Genomic DNA, 1,430 nt, shown 5'->3' with positions numbered 1-1,430 from the left:
CCTTCGGGCCGATCCCTGTGTCTTTCGCCAGCGCGCGATATTTGGCGGCCTGGGCGCTTTCCAGGTCGTTGGCGCCGGTCGTGTAGAGCGCCGAGGAATAGGTCATGCTCGGATCGAGCCATTGCTTGTAAAAGGCGTTGCCGAGGTCGTAATGCGCCGAGATATTGCGCTTCGAACCGGTGCGGGTGTTCTGGTTGAACCAGTGGCGGATGCGCTGGACGGTGTTGATCAGCCAACTGGTGCCGCCCGCGATACGCTCGCCAATGACCGAATTGACCACGAACAGCTCCAGGAAGCTGGTCACATCAGGGCTTTCCCAATCGCCGTCCATGTAGGATTCGGCTACGCCGATCGTGCCGCCGGAAAAGGCGCGGCCGGGCAAGCGCCAATTCTTCAGCACCAGTTCGGCATCTGGGCCAGGTCCCTTGCCGCCGACGAGGACGGCGCGGCCGTCCGGCAGCCTCACCTTGAGCGAACCGCGCGGCAGGTTCATCGCCGCCGACAGCACCATGCGCGCTTTCGCCGGCAGACCTTTGACGATCTCGGCGAAATTGAACTCATCGAGCCTGACCGCGTCGCTCAATGCTGCGCCAAAAAGTTCCTTTTGTGCCATCTCGTGCCCCCTGGATTTCCGCGGTGTCGGGGCAGATTGCCGAGCCACGGTTCTCTTGGATCATTCGCCAGCTTCGAACGCCGTTGCCGGTCCCGGGCGCTGACCGGCTCAGTGACGGGCGGGCTCGAATGAAACACGCGCTCTTTTACCAGAGCTTTAGCGCTTCCCAGTGAATCCCTGCGGCGATCTTCCACGTCATGCGGCGAAACTTCAAGAGGCAGGCCGCAAGCGGGGCTGTGCCACGCGGAATGCTTGCGCCAGCGAGAATCCGCTTTTTTGCACAGCAAAGGCCGAGCGCGCAAAAAACGCCTATGGTCGCAGAATTGCTCGTGCGATAGATCTAGCCATGCGTTATGTAATCGTCATTGCCGCCATCGCGTTTTTCCTGATCTGGGATGGCATGTACAATCAGGGCCGCTATCTCGACACAACAGTGAGAGAGCTTAGCCATGTTGTGCGATATGTTACCGGCAGAGCTTAACTCCAGTGGCGGCAGCCGCGACATCCTAGTCGATTGACGCCAACGTCCTGCCGTCACAAAAGACCCCAGCATTTTGATCGAGGAGGCGGGGTTGATCCGGCATATCGTTTTCTTCAGCGCGCGGCGAAAAGAGGATGTCGAGGCTGTGCGCACCGGCTTGCTGGCGCTCGGCAACATTCCTCATTCCAGCCTGTTCGAGGTCACGCTCAACACCAAGGTGGATCCGCTGTCGGACGAGGTCGACGTGGTCGTCTATGCGGAGTTCGCCGATGACGCCGCGCTGGCCGCCTACAAGGCGCACCCGCTCTATGCGCAGACCACCAGCAAGGTCAAACC

General features: G+C 60.5%; 2 protein-coding genes. One reads left to right on the top strand and one right to left on the bottom strand.

Annotated features, from left to right (window positions below):
* On the bottom strand, nt 1-613 hold a 613-nt coding region (locus tag ENZ74_RS31670), incomplete at its 3' end, for a class I SAM-dependent methyltransferase (protein WP_206522383.1).
* Nucleotides 614-1,185: 572 nt separating this feature from the next.
* Between ENZ74_RS31670 and ENZ74_RS31665 the strand changes: the two genes are divergently transcribed.
* Nucleotides 1,186-1,430, top strand: a 245-nt coding sequence (locus tag ENZ74_RS31665) for a Dabb family protein (protein WP_164761400.1), incomplete at its 3' end; no start/stop codon positions are given.

The organism is Mesorhizobium sp. M7A.F.Ca.CA.002.15.2.1 (assembly GCF_003998715.1).
Classification (GTDB): domain Bacteria; phylum Pseudomonadota; class Alphaproteobacteria; order Rhizobiales; family Rhizobiaceae; genus Mesorhizobium; species Mesorhizobium ciceri.
The sequence above is the reverse complement of the archived record's forward strand: the minus strand, read 5'-3'. Positions and strand labels throughout refer to the sequence as shown.